This is a genomic window from Shewanella fodinae (genome assembly GCF_014651955.1).
In the GTDB taxonomy this organism is placed as follows: domain Bacteria; phylum Pseudomonadota; class Gammaproteobacteria; order Enterobacterales; family Shewanellaceae; genus Shewanella; species Shewanella fodinae.
In genome coordinates this window covers 61,959-82,264 of the sequence record NZ_BMXW01000002.1, presented here as the reverse complement: position 1 = coordinate 82,264, position 20,306 = coordinate 61,959, and the positions used below count along the sequence as shown (strand labels likewise).

12 protein-coding genes are annotated in these 20,306 nt (G+C 48.1%); all 12 read right to left on the bottom strand.

The features are described 5' to 3' along the window. Positions 1-66: 66 nt before the first annotated feature. The 12 genes from pyrD to IE064_RS02470 all read right to left on the bottom strand — a co-directional run bounded on the left by pyrD (position 67) and on the right by IE064_RS02470 (position 20,242). Entirely contained in the window at positions 67-1,095 is a 1,029-nt protein-coding gene (gene pyrD, locus IE064_RS02525; protein WP_189616141.1) for a quinone-dependent dihydroorotate dehydrogenase, read from the bottom strand. Between the two features lie 62 nt (positions 1,096-1,157). Beyond that, positions 1,158-6,005, bottom strand: a complete 4,848-nt coding sequence (locus tag IE064_RS02520) for an NAD-glutamate dehydrogenase (RefSeq protein ID WP_189616139.1) — start codon at positions 6,003-6,005, stop codon at positions 1,158-1,160. Between the two features lie 251 nt (positions 6,006-6,256). Beyond that, positions 6,257-8,575, bottom strand: coding sequence for an efflux RND transporter permease subunit (locus IE064_RS02515; RefSeq protein ID WP_189616137.1), 2,319 nt, complete (start codon positions 8,573-8,575; stop codon positions 6,257-6,259). A 12-nt stretch (positions 8,576-8,587) separates the two neighbouring features. Continuing rightward, positions 8,588-9,607, bottom strand: coding sequence for a WD40/YVTN/BNR-like repeat-containing protein (locus tag IE064_RS02510; protein ID WP_189616135.1), 1,020 nt, complete (start codon positions 9,605-9,607; stop codon positions 8,588-8,590). A 47-nt stretch (positions 9,608-9,654) separates the two neighbouring features. Next, positions 9,655-11,016: a DUF1329 domain-containing protein gene (locus IE064_RS02505; RefSeq protein WP_133039122.1), complete on the bottom strand. Its 1,362-nt coding sequence runs from the start codon at positions 11,014-11,016 to the stop codon at positions 9,655-9,657. A 14-nt stretch (positions 11,017-11,030) separates the two neighbouring features. After that, a complete protein-coding gene (locus tag IE064_RS02500; protein WP_189616133.1) occupies positions 11,031-13,070 on the bottom strand; it encodes a DUF1302 domain-containing protein in 2,040 nt (679 codons plus the stop codon). A 481-nt stretch (positions 13,071-13,551) separates the two neighbouring features. After that, positions 13,552-13,767, bottom strand: a complete 216-nt coding sequence (locus tag IE064_RS02495) for a DUF2835 domain-containing protein (protein WP_189616131.1) — start codon at positions 13,765-13,767, stop codon at positions 13,552-13,554. Between the two features lie 24 nt (positions 13,768-13,791). Continuing rightward, positions 13,792-16,365, bottom strand: a complete 2,574-nt coding sequence (pepN, locus tag IE064_RS02490; RefSeq protein WP_189616129.1) for an aminopeptidase N — start codon at positions 16,363-16,365, stop codon at positions 13,792-13,794. Between the two features lie 115 nt (positions 16,366-16,480). Continuing rightward, positions 16,481-18,550 (bottom strand): carboxy terminal-processing peptidase, encoded by a 2,070-nt coding sequence (prc, locus tag IE064_RS02485; RefSeq protein ID WP_133039118.1) that lies wholly within the window; start codon positions 18,548-18,550, stop codon positions 16,481-16,483. A gap of 38 nt (positions 18,551-18,588) precedes the next feature. Beyond that, positions 18,589-19,260: an RNA chaperone ProQ gene (gene proQ / locus IE064_RS02480; RefSeq protein WP_189616127.1), complete on the bottom strand. Its 672-nt coding sequence runs from the start codon at positions 19,258-19,260 to the stop codon at positions 18,589-18,591. Positions 19,261-19,484: 224 nt separating this feature from the next. Then, entirely contained in the window at positions 19,485-19,943 is a 459-nt protein-coding gene (gene msrC / locus IE064_RS02475) for a free L-methionine (R)-S-oxide reductase MsrC (protein ID WP_189616125.1), read from the bottom strand. Positions 19,944-19,957: 14 nt separating this feature from the next. Beyond that, positions 19,958-20,242: a YebG family protein gene (locus tag IE064_RS02470; RefSeq protein WP_133039115.1), complete on the bottom strand. Its 285-nt coding sequence runs from the start codon at positions 20,240-20,242 to the stop codon at positions 19,958-19,960. Positions 20,243-20,306: the final 64 nt, after the last annotated feature.

Sequence of the window (20,306 nt, the reverse complement as noted above, 5' to 3'; positions counted from 1 at the left end):
CCGATCTACTAAACTAAAAAAGGATCGAATAACGATCCTTTTTGATCATAATTCATCTGCTGGATCTTATTTGGCTATTCTGGATCGATATGCTTCAATAATATCTTCTATCAGCTTTGGTCCCTGATAAATAAACCCAGAATAGATTTGCACCAACTGCGCCCCCGCATCTAGTTTTGTCATTGCATCCTGAGCGCTTAAAATACCGCCACACCCGAGAATAGGCACTTGACCATTAAGACATTGTGCTAATTGTCTAATGACTTTGGTGGACAACTCATTTAAGGGTTTGCCACTAAGACCGCCTGTTTCATTAGAATTAGCCAGGCCACTGACACCATCACGACTTAATGTCGTATTAGTCGCTATCACGCCATCAAACTTATTGCGAATAAGTGCATCAGCAATTTTCTCTATTTCATCTTTAGATAAATCTGGTGCAATTTTCAGCGCTATAGGTACATACTTTTTATACTGTTCAGCTAACGCTTTCTGTTTAATTTTAAGACTCGCAAGCAGATCCTCCAACAATTCACCATATTGCATAGTGCGCAAACCTGGAGTGTTGGGAGAGGAAATATTTACCGCAATATAGTCAGCATATGGATAAACTTTATCCATACAGATCAAATAATCATCTTTCCCCTGCTCAACTGGCGTGTCTTTATTTTTGCCAATATTGACGCCAACGACAGCTTTGGATTTTCGCGCCAGCAGGTTTTTAACTAGGTTATCGACCCCCTTATTATTAAACCCCATACGGTTGATGATCGCTTTTGCGGGTTTAATACGAAACAGTCGCGGCTTATCATTACCCGGTTGTGGCCGAGGCGTTACTGTGCCAACTTCAATATGGCCAAATCCCATCGCTGCAAAGGCGTCAATCGCTTCACCATCTTTATCCATACCTGCCGCCAACCCTACCGGGTTGGGAAAAGTCACCCCCATAAATTCAACTGGCGCAGCTGCAATTTTCTGAGCATAAAAGCAGTTGAGAGGATTGTTGGCGGTGGCTTTCAGCCCGGTCATGGCAAAATTATGTGCCATTTCCGGGTCCATCTGAAACATCACCTTTTGCGCGAGTTTATAAAACATGTATTCTCCTAAGACCTAAAAAAAGCCCCGGCAGATGCCAGGGCTCTTGTTATTATTATGTGTTAACCATGCCCTTCACAATGCAATATCAGCAGGTTGAGTTCGCGTAACGCTACTGAGAACTTAGCAAATTCGTGAACACCTGAAGTCTTGAAGTCAGCTAGCATCAGGAACCAGCGTTCCAACAACAACTGATGAGCTTCAATCCACTGTGCAATCACCGCTTCTGCATCACATTCAGCCGCGCAACTGCGCAACACCACAGAACTCAACGAACGCTGCTGCCAATCCAGATCTTCCCGGAATGCTGCTCGCGCCAACACCTGCCAATGGTTAGATGCGGGCTGTGCGTTAATCTGCTCCAAGAACCAGTGTAATTCGATACGGGCACCGAGTTTATAGTAAGTCTCGGCCACCAGCGCTATCGCCTTATTCTGCTGCTGGGCTATCTGTGCAATATCTAGGGCACAGAACAGCGTGCTCATCTTACCAACCAGGCCTGCGACAGCAGCTGGAACTGCTTCCCTTTCCAGTGCCGCAATATCATCGGCAATGCCCTGCCATTCACTCTCTTGCAGGTAATGCTGAATATTATCGCGCAGATCATTAAACACCGGTTTAAAGAAAGCGACGGTCTGCTCAATATTCAGATTGCGATTGCGATTACGCAACAACCAACGGGTTGAACGACGCATATTGCGACGCAACTGATGCAGCATTTCACTCTGCACCACGGCGGGAACAACGCCATTCAAATCATCGATAGCCTGAATTAATTCACCGATACCGAATATTTCTCTCGCCATAGAGTAACAAATGGTCGCTTCAGCAACTGAGGCACCTGTCTCATCCTGCATACGCTGGATAAAATTCATTCCCATTTCATTGACCAGTTCGTTGGCCAAAGAGGTCGCAATGATTTCACCCCGTAACGGATGCATGCTCATCTTGTCGGCATACAGTTTCTGCAACTTGTGCGGGAAATAGTCTACCAGCAGTTGGCTCAACCATGGATCATCCGTAACTTCTGGTGTGACAAGCTGTTCTTTCAGTAGCATCTTGCTGTAAGCCACCAGCACCGACAGTTCTGGGCGTGTTAAACCCCGGTTATTAGCCAGACGCTCTGTCAGTTCCTCTTCGGATGGCAGGAACTCCAATGCACGGTCCAGTTTGCCTTCTTTTTCAAGATAATGGATAAAGCGAATATGCTCTTTCAACTGTTCAGCAGCATGCACTTGGATCACTGACAAGGTACGAGTCTGCTGTTCGCAATCCTGAATCACAATATCAGCGACTTCGTCAGTCATCTGCTCAAGCAAACTGTTACGTTGCTTCACCGTCAGATCCCCTTCCGCCACTAGGCTGTTAAGCAGGATCTTGATGTTAACTTCGTTGTCTGAACAATCGACGCCACCAACGTTATCGACAAAATCAGTGTTCATGCGACCACCGTTAGCCGCATATTCAATACGGCCAAGTTGGGTACAACCTAGGTTGCCACCTTCACCGATAATCTTGGCGCGAATATCACTGCCGTTGACGCGCAAGGCATCGTTAGCACGATCGCCCACTTCCGCGTTAGTTTCACGGCTGGACTTAACATAAGTACCGATACCACCGTTCCACAACAAATCTACCGGCATCTTCAACAGCTCTTTAATCAGCTCGTTGGGTGTCATGGACGACTTGTCTGTTGCCAGCATGGTTTTCATTTCCGGCGTCAGGGTAATTGCTTTAGCACTGCGCAGGAAAATACCACCACCTTTGGAGATTAACTTGCGATTGTAGTCATCCCAAGTTGAACGCGGCAGGTCGAACAACCGTTGCCGTTCAACAAAGCTCTTGGCGGCATCAGGATTGGGATCGATAAAGATATGCATATGGTTGAACGCAGCCTGCAAGCGAATATGTTCTGATAACAACATACCGTTACCAAACACATCGCCAGCCATATCGCCAATACCTACGCAGGTGAAATCAGTGGTCTGACAATCGATCCCAACTTCGCGGAAATGACGTTTGACTGATTCCCAAGCGCCCTTGGCGGTAATGCCCATCTTTTTATGGTCATAACCGTTAGAACCACCGGATGCAAACGCGTCACCAAGCCAGAAGTTGTATTCAACCGAAATGGCGTTGGCAATATCGGAGAAAGTGGCAGTGCCTTTATCGGCGGCCACAACCAAGTATGGGTCATCATCATCATGACGCACCACATCAACTGGCGGCACGATCTCTTTATTGACGATATTATCGGTAATATCCAGCAAACCACGGATAAAGATCCGGTAGCATTCTTGCCCTTCTTGGAATACCGCTTCACGACCACCATCTGCCGGCATCTGTTTGCAGACAAAGCCACCTTTAGCCCCAACCGGCACGATAACGGTGTTCTTCACCTGTTGCGCTTTTACCAACCCCAATACTTCAGTACGGAAGTCTTCGCGACGGTCTGACCAGCGCAAGCCACCGCGTGCCACACGGCCACCACGCAGATGCACCCCTTCCACCCGTGGGCTATAGACGAAAATTTCGTACTTAGGCAACGGCTTTGGCATTTCCGGGATCTGATCCGGTGCGAACTTAAAGGAGATATAATCCTTGGCTTCACCGGCTGCATCTAACTGGTAGAAGTTAGTTCGCACAGTGGCATTTATCAGCGCCAAATAACGACGAATAATGCGGTCATCATCTAGGCTGGCAACATCTTCCAAACGCAGACTGATTTGCTCTTCAAACTTACCAGTGGTTCGGGTCTTCAGTTTAGGATTAAATTTGCGGATGAACATTTTCACCAGTGAATCAGCAATCTGCGGATAACGGCTAAATGTCTCTTCAATGTATGCCTGGCTGAAAGTCGCGTCTATCTGACGCATATATTTGGCATAAGCACGTAGTATCGAAACTTCGCGGCCCGATAAACCAGTGGCTAACACCAAGCGGTTAAAGCCATCATCTTCGAGTTTCTTCTGCCATACCGACGACAGCGCATTCTGGAAACGATCCTGACTATCGGTCAGATCTTCCGATGCGGAACGCTGTACCGTCATCAGGAAATCAAGGATCCAGAAGGTCTTGCTATCGGTAGTAGCGACTTCATAAGGACGTTCGTTGATCACCCGTAAACCGAAGTTTTCTAGCATTGGCAGTACATCTGACAACGGGATCGGTTCGTCCTTATGGAACAGCTTCAGCCGCACTGTGTTACTTTTCAGTTCAGCTTCCTGCGGCTGATAAAACAACATGCCAAGCTTGTGTTCATCATCCAATGCTTCCAACTGCCGAATATCGACTACCGCAGAGGTAGGCAATACATCACTTTTGTAACTCTGCGGGAAGGCTGAATCATAACGCTTAAAGTAACGGTTACCCTGCTCTTCGCCAATCGCGTTGTTCAGTGCAGTTGAAAGTTTGTCGTCCCAGGAACGGGCGGCTTCAATCAGGTTGTTTTCAATAGCAGCCACGTCTACATCCACATCATTGTTGTTGTCGACTTTCACAATGTAATGGGTCCTGCACAAAGAGGATTCGGAGAAATAAGTGGTGAATTCCACTTCCTCATTACTGTTAAAAGTTTCGGCGAGAATACGCTGAGTATCTTGTCTGAGTTTGGTGTTATATCGGTCTTTGGCAACATATACCAAGCAAGACAGAAAACGCCCAAAAGCATCTTTGCGCACAAACAGTTTAAGTTTGTCGCGATCCTGCATCTCCAGAACACCGTGAGCCACATGAGACAACTCTTCAACGGTTGCCTGAATGATCTCATCACGCGGAAGGTTTTCCAGGATGTTCAGTAAAGTTTTATAGTCATGGGAACGAGGCCCCAGCCCGGAAAGATCCATAATGCGCTGGACCTTTTCGGCCAACAGCGGAATGGAGCGAGGGCTGCGGTTGTAAACGTTAGAGGCATATAAGCCGACAAAACGATCTTCGCCTACCACATTGCCTTGCTTATCAAAGCGCTTGATGCCGATATAATCCACATACGCCGGACGATGAACTCGGCTCTTGGATGAACCTTTGGTCAACACCAGCAACGAACTGCTTAAGGCTTCACGACGAGCGGTTTCAGAGAATGATGACAACATCAATCCATGTTCAGGCTGCTCTTTGCCCGGTTTTCTCATCAACCCCAAGCTGCTACCAACATCCGGTACCAATTCTACGTCTCCGGCGACACGACGCAGATCGTAATAACGGTAACCGAGTAAGGTAAAATGATGATCGTTGAGATAGCTGAGGTAACTCACCGCTTCTTCGAGTTCTTTGGCATCACCGGGGAATGGCCGTTGCGGAAGTTCCTTGATAATACTATCGAGCTTTGCCGTCATCGACTGCCAGTCGTCAACAGCTGCAGCAACATCGTTCAGCACTGCATCTATCTCTTTTTCTAGCTGGTGGATATCTTTATCACTGCTCTGACGGTCAATCTCGATTAGAAATACTGCTACCTTGTCGCTGTCGTCACGGCTACCCTTAACCCGGGTCACCGCAGAAATCTGGCCGTTTTCACGCTCTATTGCCAGCGGGGTATGCAACATCATATGGGAAGTGATGCCTAGGCGCTTTAGCGCCATGCCCAGCGAATCGACTAAGAACGGCATATCGGGCTGGACAATTTCAATGATGGTATGAGAAGACTGCCAGCCGTGCTTGGCTTGCGTCGGGTTGAAAACTTTTAGGTGAGTCTGACCTACTGAAGTGTTAGAGAGAGAATTCCAAAGGCTCAGAATGGCTCCGTAAAGATCACTGTCGTTGCGGACGAGCAAGTCATCCTTCGACATATGGGCATAAAGGCAAGTAGCAAACTGCTCTACCTGACGAGCCTGGGCTTTGGGAACCTTGGAATGAATGAGGTGAACTACATTCTCCAGTAATACTGAAGGCATTGAGTCTTTCAAAGCCATGGTAATGTTTCCTTAAGCGTCTATGGCAGCGCTTTTTTTGTAATTGGATACTTCGACGAATACCCTGAACCACCCAAAAAATGTGACCCAGGTCGTGGCCCGCAGTTTATTACTAAACACATCGCATTTCGAGGAAAATTTTAGTGTGATATAAAGCAGTTAGCCAACCGTCGACCATGCTGTCGACGGCGTTTTGACCAAATATCTGCAAAAGCTGAAAAACTATGCAATATGGGTGTTATCGACAGTCACTATTGTCCGCTGCCGAGCTTGCGTTTAGGCCAGAAAACCGCCGCTAGTGCGGGTAGAATAATAATGGCACCAAGCATATTTACCAGAAACATGAATGTCAGCAATATGCCCATATCCATCTGGAATTTAAGCGCAGAAAAGAACCAGGTACTAACCCCCACAGCCAAGGTCAGACCCGTGAAGATCACGGCGTTGCCACGTTCACACAACGCATCCAGATACGCCTGTTGTACCGGCATACCTTCGCGCAACTTTTGCGCCATGATCGATAGAATGTAAATACCATAATCCACGCCAATACCAACCCCTAAAGCAATCACCGGTAAGGTGCTTACCGTTAGGCCAATATTGAGCCGTGTCATCAATGCCTGCGCTAAGGTAGATACCACATATAGCGGAATGATCACCGCTAAGGTGGCCCTGAGCGAACGGAAACTCAGCAAACACAATATAAACACGGCACCATAGACGTATAGCATCATCGGGAGTTGCGCCGCAGCCACGGCTTCATTGGTGGCTGCCATCACCCCCACTGGACCCGACGCCAATTTGAACTTAACCTTGTCGGTATCCATATCGGCCGCTAACTGCTTTACCTTGGCGACAACACCATCAATGGTTTGTGCTTTGTGATCCTGCAGGAACAGATACACTGGCATCACCGAACAGTTGCCATCAAGCAAACCGCTGGTAGTGGGGATCTGTGACACCAGTTGCGCCAAGCTGGCAGGATTGCGTGGCAACATTAACCAGCGGGGATTACCCTCGTTAAACCCCGCATTAACCTGCCGCGCCACGGAGCTGATGCTGGCTGTAAACTCCACGCCAGGGGTATTACGGGCATACCACTCAAAATCATCGATGCGTTGTAATACATCGTGGTAGGTACAGGCTTCTGGGAAAGCTTCAACAATCACACTCATCACATCAGTAGTGATGGCAAAATGGTCGGTGATGAAAAAAGTATCCTGATTGTAACGGGAAGATTCGTGTAACGCTGGCGCACCACGTTGCAAATCCCCTATCTGCATACGGCTGGCTTGAGTCAGACCAAAACCGTAGAGTGCCACCGTCAACAAAATAATCAGCCATGCGTATCGCGGTGACGCAAATCCCGCTAAACGCTGCCAGACTTTGGCCGGAGACACAGCGCTGGTCGTCGGTGCCGTTCGTAGTGTCACAAAAGAGATCACCAACGGTAGCAACACTAGATTGGTCAGAATAATAACGCCAACACCGAGCGATGCAGAGATAGCCAATTCTCGAATAATGCCGATGTCGATGGTCAGCAATGTCATAAAACCAACAGTGTCAGACAATAACGCAACGCCCCCAGGCACCAACAATGCCCGAAACGCCGCCGCAGCCGCCTGTTTGCTGGTCATGCCAGCGCTTACCCGTTGGCGGATAGCGTTGATCATCTGCACACCGTGACTGACACCAATGGCAAATACCAGAAAAGGCACCAGAATCGACATGGGATCGAGCCCAAAGCCAATAAGATTTAATAGTCCAAGCTGCCACACCACCGCCACCAAACTGCAGGTTAACGGTAGCACCGTTAGCAATACTGAACGGCTGAATAGATACACCATGGCGGCAGTCACCAACAGTGCAATCACAAAAAACAACAACACACCTCGTGCGCCTTCCGCTACATCACCAGCCATTTTGGCAAAACCGATAATATGGATGCGAATTTGCGGTGTTTGATATTTGTCTCGCAGTTGCTGTTCCAGCTTATCTGCGAATGCCAGCGTATCGAGAGGGGCCCCGGTCTGCGGATCAAAATCTAGCAATTGCGCACTGATCATTGCCGCGGAATAATCGTTGGCTACCAATCTGCCGACAATCCCAGCCTTTTCAATATTTTCCTTAACCTTTTGCAGCCCTGCTGGTGACGTGCTGAAATCTGCCGGGATCACCGGTCCACCGGTAAAGCCGTCTTCAACCACTTCGGTAAAACGGGTTGAGGGGGAATACAGTGACTTCACTTGTGAGCGATCAACACCTGGAATAAAAAACAGCTGATCATGTACTTCTTTGAGTGCTTTAAAGAACTCGGGATTGAAAATGTCACCGCTGCGGTCTTCCACCGCTACCATGATCGAATTAGCACCACCAAACTGCTGTTGATGTTTGAGATAAGTTTGCATGTAAGGATGCGCCAGCGGAATATTTTTGACAAAAGCGGCATCCATACGCAGTTGGCTCGCTTGCCAGCCTAATGCGGCAGTACAACATGCAAAAAACAGCAACACCCAGAGACGATGACGAAACAGGAAGCTTTCAAGGCCGTTAACCAGTTTTTCCAGCATATACCACACCCGTTATTCTAATGTTATAGGTTGTAGGCCTTTAGTCCCGGCAAGCCACAGCCCACCCTTAGGAGCGACCGCCAAAGCCAGCAGATTTTCCCCTTTCAATTGCCGCACCAGTTGCGCCTGATTATCTGCATCCAGACGGATAATCACACCACTATTGCCGACCAGCCATAGTTGACCAGCAACTTGGGTTATGCCATTGATGGTCGTCTTCTGTGGCAATGTAATGGACTGCCACGACTGTAATGACAAATCACTGGCAAACAGGTTGCCCCGCAGGCCACCAACATAGACTTTCCCGTTGTATTCTTTTGCTGCAAATAGCGATCCTTCATAAGGAAACATTAACCGTTGCCAATGAACTCCCATATCGTTGCTCACGGCCACTAGCCCCATTTCCCCCACCAATAGCAATCGACCATCACTCAGCGGTAATAAGCGATTAAAATGCGGCAGTATAGAGTCTGATTCCTGTTGATAAGCTTGAGGATCATCCGTTTTCAGTTGTTGCAGATACTGTGCATCATCTGCGTTCAGCAGCTCGTCATGAAATTCCCGCTGCCAATGTTTACCACCATCTTGGGTGCGCAAAAACAGGCCGTAGGCACCAACAGCCAATCCCTGCTGCGCATCATGAAAATAAACATCCATTAACGGGCGGGCTAATTCTTCCGAACGATACTGCAATTGCCAAGTAGCTCCAGCATCGTCACTGTGCATAACGGTGGCATCATGTCCTACTGCCCAGCCGTTAACAGCATCCACAAAGGTGACGCGGGTAAGCAGATTACGACTGGGAGTTAATACCTGTTGCCAATTTCCGGTTGCCGCTAATCGGAGTATGTGACCCCGTTCTCCTACCGCCACTAGCGTATTACCGGCATTTTTGATATCCAGCACCAACGCTTTTGACGCCAGCGGCTGTAACTGACTGGTGATTGCCTGCTGTCCCTGTTCGTTTGGGGTCGCGCTAGCAATCAGCGGCAAGCCGCAGATAACACTGCAAAACAACACGCAGAACTTCATCTTGTCGCCTTAAATGAAGGGGCAGCCTGCTGCCCCATAGTTAACAATTAACGTATCCCGTCCCGGCGCAATGACGCTGGGGTGAAGTTAGCTTCTGTAAGTTTGGCATCGAAATCATACATCGGAGACTGGTTATCCAGTCCCAACGCCAGATAACGGCGTGACTGCAGATCGTGATAGACCTCCAAGGTACTCCATTGCACCGGCACTTCGTAATAGTTGAGCCCGTGCGCTTGTACTACCCGGTATAACTCATCGCGATTGTCATACAGATCTGCGACAGAGATCTGCCAAGAGTCTTCGTCAAGATAAAATACCCGGGTCTTGTAGATATGGCGCATCCCCTCTTTCAGAGTCGCTTTGACTACCCACACCCGATGTTTCTCATAACGCACCACATCCGGATTGATATGACCTTTCTTGAGAATGTCACTGTACTGCAATTTATCAGAATGCAACCGGTAGTCGTTATAAGGGATCAATAGCTCTTGCTTACCTAGCAACTCCCAGTTGTAACGTGAAGGCGAGCCGTTAAACATGTCAAAGTCATCGGTGGTACGTAACCCATCAGACACGGTTCCGGGTGTATCAAATGCCACATTTGGGGCCTTACGTACCCGTCGCTGTCCGGTGTTATAGGTCCACGCCTGTCTGGGTTCTTTTTCCTGATCCATGGTTTCTTTAACCAACAACGCAGTCCCAGCCAGACGCGCAGGTTGTGTAACAACCTGTTTGAAACTGAAGATCAAGTTATCTTTACGTAACTGCTCCAGGGTTTCTTCCGGGCGGGAATATTCAAAACGAATTTCTTCCTCCATTTCTACCAGTGTGTAGTCACCAGAAGCTGTAGGTGCGGCCTGCCCGCGATGGGTGGCAATATCGACCCCGCGAAACCTAAGAATATGGTTCCATATGGCTTCCAAGCCATTGGCTGGAATAGGAAATGGGATCCCTTTCGCGGCACCGTCAACACCGTTTCCCCCTGCCACTAACACCGCTGATGTAGCATTAGCGCGAGTCGCATCATAGATATATTGGGGCACCGATGCGGTTCTACGGGTCTGATATACGTGCATCTTGAAACTATCGGGATACAGTTCAAACAGTTTCTGCTGTCCAGGACTCAACAACGACTTGTATTGAGCTAAATTGGCGCTGGTGACTGTGTATAATGGCTTGTCATCTGGGAACGGATCCGGATGATGCATACCTTTTTGATAACCTGCTGGCGGTTTGGTAATACCTCCGGTCCAAGCAGGAATCGAGCCGTCTTGATTGCCCGCCATCTGAGCGCCTAACGGCGTTAAATCCTTGCCTAATCTGGCAGCCTCGGTTTCGGACACTTGTGCCTGCACGCTGCTCCCCAGCATCATGATGACAACCGCTGTCAGTTGTGTCATAGCTTTCATCGTTATTGTCCTCTTTACAGCGAGTACTTAATGCTGAACGAAATATAATCGCGATCAGCCATGGCATTGGTGGTTCCCACGCCACCAAAGAAGTTGTTGTAAGACAGATCTGCCCCCCAACGGCTCTGGTAATCAAAACTGATCCCTAATGCCACCGATTTACGCCCTTCGGTAAACAAAAACAGCGGATCTGGTGTTATCCCGTTAACATCGTGCGAAAACACGATTCTAGGCGAAGCGTTGATCCCGGCATACAGGTTGTTCAGATCAGCTTTTGCCACCAAGCGGTAACCCCAAGCAAAGGCTGTAGGGAACGGATTGGTCTCTGGCCCATCTTGCAGCGCCTGAATTATTCCGGGCATATCAGGATTACCACCACTACGACTGGTGCCTGGGCCATTGAGACGTAGCTCATTAAAGCCTGGCATATTACCAATCCAGACACCGCCCACCTCGGCCAACATGGTGAGATTGTCAAAGCCCAGTGTTGGGCCAAATAGATGGGTTAATGTCACCTGCGCCTGAGTGGTATCGCGGCGGATAAAACCATCAACAGTTTCCCCGGGTGCCACAGTGTCCATCTGTGAAATGCCATTGAGATCAGGCCGAAGTCCAGCATTGGCCAACTGCTGTGGCATTCCCGCAAACAACAACTCCACATCGTCAATCTGCAACGGTTCATCTTTGCGATAAGCGATTTCACCTGCTACCGAGGTGTCACCTACCAAGGTATTAAAGCTGAATCCGTAAAGCTTGATATCTTCAGGGTAAACCACCTGTGCTTTAGAGAAACTCTGTAAACTCAGCAGCAACTGACGGTTTATCTGACCAGCATTCTGCCCCAATACAGCTAAATCACTCATCAGTGCCGAAGTGGTAAAATTGGCCGCCGTACCACTGATAAGTGGCCTACGGCTGTGGTAATTCATGAAGTAAAAACCGAATTCGGTTTCACCCAGCTCTGGTGCGTAATAATTGACCTTAATACCATACTGGCCGCTATCACTAGGTTTAGCTTCATCTTGTACCAAGGTGACTTTCGTTGGATAAGCCAGTGCCATCTGTGCCAGTGTTGCTGCCGACACGGGAGCACCACTAGCAATAAGGTTGGCAAGATAGCTATATTCCTGCTCGACGAAATCGAGATTGATATCAGGATTAGCATTAAACCCTAATTGCGCGTTCTGCGAATAACCGCCATAGCCAACAAAATCATTGGTCGCAAAAATCGAACCGGGAGCAGGTACCCAGATCGGCTCCCAATCGTATTGATAAAACGCTTCCAATGATAGATTTTCAGTGACACCTAATGACGCCCAAATCATCCCCTGAGGCCTGAAAGCCTCTTTCAGCTCTGCACCTGGTACATACAAAATATTCAGGTCCACAGGATTTATTTCGGCAATACCGTGCGATATCAGCGTGCTCTCCCCCCAGGAAACCACCTGTTGGCCGATGCGAACTGCCAGTGGATTTTTGCCATCGTTCAGTTCAAAGTTTGCGTACACAAAGGCATCCAGCAGTCGGATATCCTTACACTGCACTTCACTGGCACGATTATCGGCGCAAGGATCATATTCCTTGCCTGTCAGCGGATTGGTGTAACCAAAATCGCCGTTATTGAGTTTACGATCATAAAAATACATACCTCGGGCAAACACCCCATAGTTACGGTATTTCAACTGTAACTCGTGCAAGCCTTTGAAGATCTCTGAGGTAGTGTCTTCCTTGGCATACAGCAGGTTGCTCATGTCATTGTTGCTGGAATATGACCCAGGCTGAGCCCAGATTTCGGCGGCAGTGTAGCGAGTATCGCCAAATGCTGAATATCCGCGCCAATCAAACTGCGGTTGATTCACTTTACCGATCTGGCCATCCCAGTCGCGACCTGCAACCCGCCAACTGGCACCCAAGGTCCAGGTTGAATCAAATGAACCCTCGACTTCGCCCCAATTAAAGGACACGGCTGCTGCTGAAGAGAGTAGCCCTAGGTTCAGTGCCGATATCACCCCCAATGTGACCACCGACTTTTTGAACGTTGTTTTCATCGTCATGTTAGCTTCTCCATCCCTACCGGTTGCGTTGTTTAAGATTGAGAACCAACATCTAGTTAGCCGGCAGGTAACATTAGAGTTACAACAATTAACGGCACCTAGCAAGTCACAAAATATTAGACTTTTTGGGCACTTAAGTGATTTTTATGTGTAAAACAACGAGGGAATTTTTGAAATGACTGAATGTAAATTGGTCTGACAACTTAAAAATACATATAACCGGATGATATTCAAAGGATTAAAAAATGCGCAAACCCACAACAATAATACTGGTACTCATTCAAACGTTTTAAGCTTTTACTCTATATTTTTTAACTTATAAATAAAATTTACCTTTACGTAAGGTAACGCTTAATTATGACTAAAAAATATACGATATTTTATAAAAAATATTGACGTATATAACAGCCGAGTCTCTGTGCAAGTTACACAAAAAAGCCCCGAGATCATCGCTCAGGGCTTAATACACTATAAAACAGTATTATATCCGTGTAATGGATTGAAAATTTCCTTGTCTATCAACAACCAGCTTAAACTGACCGTGGATCCCATTAGCGCTAAGAAATTGCCTAAAATGACGGCCGTTTATCTGCAGGATCTTGCCATGGATATCCCGCACTTGAACAGCTTCTGCCATCCCTTGGTAATATGGCTTAAACTCTTCAAAGCTCAAATTAAGTCGGAAATAGAACTCCATTGTTTATCCCTTCTTACAGGCATTTCAAGCCTGTAGTGCCTTACTGACTTTTTCATAGAGATCACGTGACAACGCAGGCAATTCCAGTAATTGGTGCAAGCATTGCTTAAGCAGTTGCTGCCTACCCGCGTCCAGTTTACCAAACTGGATCAACGGTGTGATTATCCGAGCAGCCACTTGTGGATTGCTGCCGTTGAGTTGCTTGATAATATCCGTCATGAAGCGGTAACCCGCCCCATCTGCACGATGGAATTGGGCGATATTGGCCGCCGCAAATGTGCCCAATAAAGAGCGGACACGGTTGGGATTCCCCATGCTGAATGCCGAATGCTGCTGTAACTTTTGCAACCGTTGCAACACCTCTGGGGCATTGATATTTGCCTGCAAGGAGAACCATTTGTCCATGACTAATGGTGTCTGCTGCCAACGCTGTTCAAAAGCATCAAGTAAAGCGTCGCGGCAATCACTGTTACCTTCAACCGCAGCACTCAGTGCGCCCAGTGCTGCTGTCATGTTATTAGCTTGGGCAAACTGTTGCTGCAGCAGCGCTTCATGGCCATCGGCGCCACGGGCTAACAACACTAATAAAGCGTTGGCAAATGCACGACTGCCTGCGTCATCAACCCCATGCAACACCTGATAACGCGCCAGCGCTTCGTCTTCACAAGCTGTGGCGATAGCATCTATGACATAGTCACGGGCACACAGCAACGCATCCAAATCCACTTGCGTGACTTGTTCCATCAGCGTAGCCACAGAAGGCATCTTCAAGATTTCCGCAGCCAACGCATGATCGAGCTCAGCACTCAAAATAACGCCACGGAACGCATCAATCACTCGATTATCAAGCAGCATGCTCTGCTGCCGCTGTAACCGACTAACGTTGTCCCACACTGCGCGACTAAACAGTGTGACTGACGCGTCCCAGCGTGCCACTTCACTGCTGGCACTGGCCATGAGCACCAGCAGTTGTTCAATGGTGAAGTCATATGACAAACGCACTGGTGCCGAGAAATCCTGCAATAAAGAAGGGATCACTGCGGCGGGAAGTCCCTGAAACTCAAAAGTCTGTTCACTTTCAGTAAAGTCCAGCACTTGATTAGCCAGTGATTGACCCTGAGCATCCAGCAATTCGACACTAAACGGAATATGCAGTGGCAATTTTGCGGCTTCACCTGCCCGCTGTGGCGTATGCTGTCGCAGCGTTAATCGATAACTCCCCGTCTGTGCGTCATAGCTATCGTCCACGTCAACTTGTGGCGTGCCTGCCTGGCTGTACCAACGGCGGAATTGTGTCAGATCTTTACCGCTGGCATCCTGCATCGCCTGCACAAAATCATCACACGTCACCGCTTGTCCATCATGCCGAGCAAAATAGAGTTTCATACCGGCCTGGAATCCAGCTTCACCAAGCAAGGTGTGCATCATACGGATAACTTCTGCGCCTTTGTTGTAAACCGTCACGGTATAGAAGTTATTCATTTCAATCACTTCTTCCGGCCGAATGGGATGCGACATCGGCCCCGCGTCTTCGGCAAATTGCTGGTTTTTAATAACCTTAATCGCATGAATGCGATTTACCGGACGAGAACCTACGTCGGAGCTGAACTCCTGATCACGGAATACAGTCAGCCCTTCTTTCAAGCTCAATTGGAACCAATCGCGGCAAGTGACTCTATCGCCAGTCCAGTTATGGAAATATTCATGACCAATCACTGACTCAATACCGTGGAAGTCATCGTCGGTGGCACTCTCGCGATCCGCCAGAACATATTTGGTATTGAAAATATTCAGGCCTTTGTTTTCCATCGCCCCCATGTTGAAAAAGTCTACGGCAACAATCATGTAGATATCGAGGTCATATTCCAGTCCAAAGCGACGCTCATCCCAAGCCATCGCTTTCTTCAATGACGCCATGGCGTGGTGAGCTTTATGCAGATTGCCTTTATCGACAAATACCTGCAGCTTCACTTCGCGGCCACTTGCTGTGCGAAAACTGTCTTGCAGCAGGTCCATATCTCCGGCAACCAGCGCAAACAGATAACAAGGCTTGGGGAACGGATCTTGCCAGCACGCGAAATGCCAGCCATCGGCCAGTTCCCCGCTGTCAACTTTGTTACCGTTGCTCAATAGATACTTAAAGGACTGCGGCGCTTCAATGCGCACACTGTATTTGGCCAGCACATCTGGGCGGTCGAGAAAGTAAGTAATGCGACGGAAGCCTTCGGCTTCACACTGGGTGCAGTAAGCGCCATCAGACATATAAAGCCCTTCAAGGCTAGAGTTACCCTGGGGGTTGATGCGCGTTACCAGTGTCAGTTCAAACTCATTTAGGTGCGTCTCCAATTGCAGTTTTCCAGGCAATTGTGTCACCGCCACAGGTTCACCGTTTACCTTGACACTCAGTAAATCTAATTCTTCGCCATCCAGCACCAAAGGCTGCTGATGATCACCGTTACGCCGCACTTGGCTGGTAGCCGTCACTATTGTCGCGTCAGGGATTAACCTGAATGATAACGATAATTCTGGGATTAAGAACAAAGGCGGTTGATAATCGGCCAGGCGTTTGCTGGCGGGCTGATTGACATTTTGAGACATAAGAGCAGACCTTGACGACAAAATGAATGAAACAAATGATGTTAGTACTGAGTATTCAGCTTAACGCTGAATGAAGAAAAAACGCGCTATCAGCGCGTTTTTTCTCTAACAGAAATCAATGAAGCCGATTATTGGCGGTTTTATCGTAATCCACCATATCCAGCGTGATATCCACGGCTTCGTTGAGGAAGGCGTCTGGCTCGGCAATCTTTTTCTCTGCCTCACTGACATTATCTTCATCTTCCAGAGATTTCAGCGCTGGTAGGCCATGCACCTGACGCCGTTCATTCAGACGCGCCAGAGCTCTGGCATCTTCGTCTTCACGGTCTTTCAGGCGTACACTTTCTACCAGTGAGACACTCTTTTCTTTGTGATGCTTCTTGAACTCCTTGATGTCATCCATGATATAGCTGAATTCAACACTATTTTTTACACGTTGCTCATGGCGCTGTTCCAAGCTGGCAATCAGCGGCTTAGTAATTTCGTTGAGCGGCTGATAGTTTGCTGGCGGAACCTGATCCCATGGCAAGGCATTATCTTCCTCAGACTCGCCATATTCACCTGCTTCCAAGGCACTCGGGAATAGAATATCCGGTGTTACACCTTTACGTTGCGTACTGCCACCGTTTATACGGTAAAACTTGGCAATAGTGTACTGTACATGGCCGATTGGCTTATCGTACATATCGTAAATCCGGCCTAAGCCCTTGTGTTGCTGCACAGTACCTTTACCAAAAGTGGATTCACCCACAATCAGCGCCCGGCCATAGTCTTGCAATGCGGCAGCAAAAATCTCTGAAGCGGAAGCAGAATATCGGTCAACTAACAGCGTCAGCGGACCAGCATAATATGTCTTACCATCATTATCACTGTTTTCACTGATGCGACCACTGGCATCACGGATCTGTACCACCGGCCCTTGATCAATAAATAATCCGGTCATCAGTGTGGCTTCTGTCAATGCGCCACCACCGTTACCACGTAAGTCGATAACGATACCTTCGACCTTGTCAGCCTGCAGTTTTTGTAACTCATTAGCCACGTCGTTTGACAGGTTCATGTAAAAACCGGGGACCGTTATCACCCCTACTTTACGGTGAGCATAGGGCCCTTGTTCAGGCACAATCACTTTGGAGGTGGCGGCCCGATCTTCTAGACGGATCTTGTCACGGGTCATGGTCACAATGAACGGCTTAGCGTTAGAGCCACCTTTCTTGGGCAATACCTGCAAGGTTACTTTACTGCCCTTGGGGCCTTTAATCAGCTCAACCACATCATCAAGACGCCATCCGATGACATCGACCATTTCACCATTTTCCTGGCCGACGCCCACAATCTTGTCATCAACCGCAAGTTTGCCGCTAAGGGCCGCTGGACCACCTGCGACTAAGCTTTTAATGATAGTGTAATCATCTTCCATCTGTAACACGGCGCCGATACCTTCGAGGCTGAGATTCATCTCCATCTCAAAACGTTCAGCATTACGTGGAGACAAATAGCTGGTGTGCGGCTCAATACTGCGGGCAAACGCATTCATGACGCCCTGAAACACATCTTCGCTATTGGTCTGCTTCATCCGCTTAATCGCGTTGTTGTAGCGCTTTTGCAGAATATCCACTGTCTCTGGCCAGGTTTTACCGGTTAGCTTCAAACTGAGGGCGTCATATTTCACTCGCTGGCGCCATAACTCATTTAATTCGGCTTCCGTTTTCGGCCAAGCAGCATCTTTACGGTCAAATACGTACTTATCACCAGGCACATCGAAATTCATCGGCTTGTCTTTGTCCAACAAACTCAGCGCATAGGCAAAACGCTCGTAGCTGCGTTGCTGCACCAGATGAAACATCTTATATGCAGGTTCCAGTTCACCGGTTTTAATCATATCGTCGAACTGAGTCGCATAGGGCTGAAGGCTATCGACATCACTTTGTAACAGCACATTACGCCGATAATCAAGTTGCTCCAGAAATCGATCAAAGATCTTCTTGGAGAACGCGTCATCCAATTCAATACGGTGATAGTGAGAACGGGTGAACAACCCCGCCACCCGCTTACTGGTAACCTGATGTTGCGGCTCCTGATGGAGATCAGGTAACTCGCTGACCGGAATTGTCGGTGATATAGCAAGCGCCGTGTTTCCCAACAGCATACTGGCCAGTGACGCTGCTATAATAATCTTTCGCATCAGCAAGTTACTCCTTTATCTTTACTTGGATTTCGGCACTAAAGCAGAATATGTTCTGCATGAACCTTAACAGTCAACCCAGAATCCAACTGCACATGAATATCATCTTTATTGATATTCTGGATAATGCCAGCAACCGGATTAACCCCGAGTTTGACATTAACCCGTTGCCCTAGGTTCAACTTGGACAAGGTGGCAGGTGTAAGCTTAACTGTAGGCTGTGGCGCTGGGGTACGAGTGGCCGCCTTAGGAATAGCAACTTTTTTGCTATCGGTATCAACGCGTGGTTTACGGTACGCTTTGGTTTTAGCAGGCTTGGATGGCTTCTCATCAGCAGTGTTCTGGCCTTCCGCTTTAGCCACTTCAGCACGACGAGCTTTCGCTTTTTCCTGACTATCCTTCAGAATGGCACGCGCATGTTCGATATGTTCTTGTTCCAGTTCGCCACAGGGCTTACCGTCCAGATCCACCCGTTGTGCACCTTCCTTGAGTGACTTCAGATAACGCCAGCTATTGGTATAACGCCGCAGAGCGACCCGCAGCTGGGTTTTACTGACTCTGGAATCGTTGGCCAACCGTTCTGCCAAATCCTGGAATAATCCTATTTTTAAGGGTTTGGCTTCACCTTCAGCGATAAAACATAAAGGAAAGGTTTCATATAAATACGCCAGAATGGCATTGGTGTCGGTCAACTTTTCTGTTGATTCCATATTACTTCCACGAATTACAGGGGACACAGACAGCGCTGGCCCGGTCGTTAGTTCTTTTTATCCCGGAGGATAACCTAAAAATTAGCATGCCTTCAGTAATTACCAAAGGATTCGTTAACCTTAACAATTGTGAGACACGATTGCCAAGGCTGCGCGCTCAAGGGGCCTATTATAAGCCGAGCCGCACCGAATGCGACTATCAAATGCACAAAATCGAACGGCTTTTAAGCAAACAGGCAGCTTTCTAAGGTAGCCACCAGCGTTTCCAGCCCGGCTTGATCCTCTGCATCAAAACGTGCCAGTAGTGGACTATCAATATCCAATACCGCTATCACTTTACCATTTTGCCGCACTGGCACCACAATTTCTGAATTACTCGCTGAATCGCAAGCAATATGCCCGTCGAACTGGTGCACGTCTGCCACGCGCTGGGTACTGTTTTGAGCAACTGCGGTGCCACACACACCTTTGCCAACTGGAATGCGGTTACAGGCAACTTTGCCCTGGAATGGCCCCAGTACCAACTGTTCACCTTTTACTAGATAAAAACCGACCCAGTTCAGATGCTGCAGATGTTCATTGAGCAATGCAGAGAAATTCGCCATACCCGCGATCAAGTCTGTTTCGCCATCGAGCAATGCGGCGGCTTGACGATTAAGGGTGTTGTACAACTGAGGTTTCATTTTCGATTCCTGGATTAAGCATCAGCAGATGCTTTCTTTTTAGGCGTTTTTACGATGGGGGCTGCGGTTGCCGGGCTACCTTTCAGCAGCGCGGCCAGCGTATCTTTATTTGACGCCATGTAAAAAGCAAGCTTTTCTGCTGCTCCATCATCTATGCTTGCTTCACTTGCCTGAATAAAGGGTATTAGGTTGTCGGCAATGTCCAGCATTCTGTCATATGCATCGGCTTCCTTCTTGGAGGTAAACGTCATCTTTTCCACCCCTTCTCTGACCACAACAAACTGGGTAATAACCGCCATGATCTTCCTCACACTGTGTAAACATACAGTATTTAGAGTGACATATTTACGCTCGAAGATGCAA